Source organism: Streptomyces sp. NPDC002130, assembly GCF_040296465.1.
GTDB lineage: Bacteria > Actinomycetota > Actinomycetes > Streptomycetales > Streptomycetaceae > Streptomyces.
The window spans coordinates 1-2179 of sequence record NZ_JBEOXI010000606.1; the positions used below are offsets into that span (position 1 = coordinate 1).

Below are 2179 nucleotides of genomic sequence, written 5' to 3' on the forward strand. Positions count from 1 at the left end.
CCTCGACTCGGTGGAGACGCCGAGGGAGTAGCGGTGGTGGTCGCCGGTGATGTCGTAGCGGTTGTTGTAGACGTGGACCTGGCCGAAGCGGACGCCCCGGGAGGCCGCCGGCATCGGCCTGGTCGGCCACGTCGTCCCCGACGGCACGGCCCTGAGCAGGGCGCTGGAGATCGCCGAACAGATCAACTCCTGCGGCCCGCTGGCCGTCGAGGCCGTCAAGGCGTCCGTCTACGAGACCGCCGAGATGACCGAGACCGACGGCCTCGCCGCCGAACTCACCCGCGGCTGGCCCGTCTTCGACACCGCCGACGCCAAGGAAGGCGCCCGCGCCTTCGCGGAGAAGCGACCGCCCGTCTACAAGCGCGCGTAGCGCTGCGCCGGCCTGTGCCGGTCAAGAGCTGCGGGTCGTCGGTGGCTGAGCGCGCAGTTCCCCGTGCCCCTGAAGGGGCGCGCCCCGTGCACGCCCATTTCGAAGGAGGCAGGCCCTCGATGTCCGCAGTTCTCAAGGCGCCGCTCGTCGTCGAATTTCCCTTCACCCGCTCCCTCGGGCCCGTCCAGAGTGCCTTCCTGACCGGTCTGCGGGAACGCGTGATCCTCGGGGTGAAGACCCGCGACGGCCGTACCCTGGTCCCGCCCGTCGAGTACGACCCCGTCACCGCCGAGGAGATCCGCGACCTCGTCCCCGTCGGTGTCACGGGCACCGTCACCACCTGGGCCTGGAACCTTGAACCCCGCCGGGGCCAGCCCCTGGACACGCCCTTCGCCTGGGTGCTGGTGCGACTCGACGGCGCCGACACCGCCCTCCTGCACGCCCTCGACGCCCCCGGCCCCGACGCCGTCCACACCGGCATGCGCGTCCGCGTCCGCTGGGCCGGGGAACGAACCGGTGCCATCACGGACATCGCCTGCTTCGAGCCGTACGACGGAGAGGTCTCCACCGTCACCGTCCACGCGGGCGAGTTCGAGGACCCGGTCAGCGGCATCGTCGCCGAGGCCCGTCTCGACTACACCTACTCGCCCGGCCGCGCCCAGACCGCCTACATCAACGCCCTCTCCGGCCGGCGGACCGTCGGCGAACGCTGCCCGTCCTGCCGCAAGGTGTACGTCCCCCCGCGAGGCGCGTGCCCCACCTGTGGGGTCGCCACATCCGAGCAGGTCGAGGTGGGCCCGCGTGGCACCGTGACCACGTTCTGCATCGTCAACATCAAAGCGAAGAACCTCGACATCGAGGTGCCGTACGTCTACGCCCACATCGCCCTCGACGGCGCCGGCCTCGCGCTGCACGGCCGGATCGGCGGCATCCCCTACGACGAGGTCCGCATGGGCCTGCGCGTCGAACCCGTGTGGACCGAGGGCGCCCGCTACCCCGACCACTACCGGCCCACCGGCGAACCCGACGCGGACTACGACACCTACAAGGAGCTGTTGTGACGAGCGCACCGCAGGACCGCGAGATCGCCGTCGTGGCCTTCGCCCAGACCGACCACCGGCGCACGAGCGACGAGCTCTCCGAGGTGGAGATGCTGATGCCGGTGCTGCACGAGGTGCTCGACCGGACCGGCCTGAAGACCGCCGACATCGACTTCACCTGCTCCGGCTCCAGCGACTACCTCGCCGGCCGCGCCTTCTCCTTCACCCTCGCCCTCGACGGCGTCGGAGCCTGGCCGCCGATCTCCGAGTCGCACGTCGAGATGGACGGCGCCTGGGCCCTGTACGAGGCCTGGACGAAACTCCTCACCGGCGACGCCGACACCGCCCTGGTCTACTCGTACGGCAAATCCTCGCCCGGCTCGGTCCGCGACGTCCTGACCCGCCAGCTCGACCCGTACTACGTGGCCCCCCTGTGGCCCGACTCCGTCGCCCTCGCCGCCCTCCAGGCGCAGGCCCTCGTCGACGCCGGTGACGCCGACGAGCCCGCCCTCGCCGCCGTCGCCGCACGCAACCGCGAGGCGGCGCGCACCAACCCGCACGCACAGCTGCGCGGCCCCGTACCGCAGGGCGACTACCTCGTACGGCCCCTGCGCACCGGCGACTGCCCGCCCATCGGCGACGGCGCCGCCGCCGTGATCCTCGCTGCGGGAGACCGGGCCAGGGATCTGTGCGCACGCCCCGCCTGGATCCGCGGCATCGACCACCGCATCGAGGCCCACGCCCTGGGCGTGCGCGACCTGACCGACTC

The 2179-nt window shown here is 72.1% G+C and carries 2 protein-coding genes and 1 pseudogene; all 3 read left to right on the forward strand.

Annotated elements, in window-relative coordinates; all coding sequences use genetic code 11:
- Window positions 1–91: 91 nt before the first annotated feature.
- A pseudogene (locus ABT116_RS43410) lies at window positions 92–370 on the forward strand (enoyl-CoA hydratase-related protein); the annotation flags it as partial.
- 119 nt (window positions 371–489) lie between these two features.
- Window positions 490–1431 carry a Zn-ribbon domain-containing OB-fold protein gene (locus ABT116_RS43415; protein WP_351646288.1) on the forward strand — a complete coding sequence of 314 codons (942 nt, stop codon included), beginning with the start codon at window positions 490–492 and terminating at the stop codon, window positions 1429–1431.
- Window positions 1428–2179 (forward strand): thiolase family protein (locus ABT116_RS43420; protein WP_351646290.1); only part of this gene is annotated, 752 nt, incomplete at its 3' end. The genes ABT116_RS43415 and ABT116_RS43420, both read left to right, overlap by 4 nt.

Excerpts from the sequence above, each read along its gene's own strand:
- ABT116_RS43415 (WP_351646288.1), top strand. The coding sequence starts at position 490 with ATGTCCGCAGTTCTCAAGGCGCCGCTCGTCGTCGAATTTCCCTTCACC.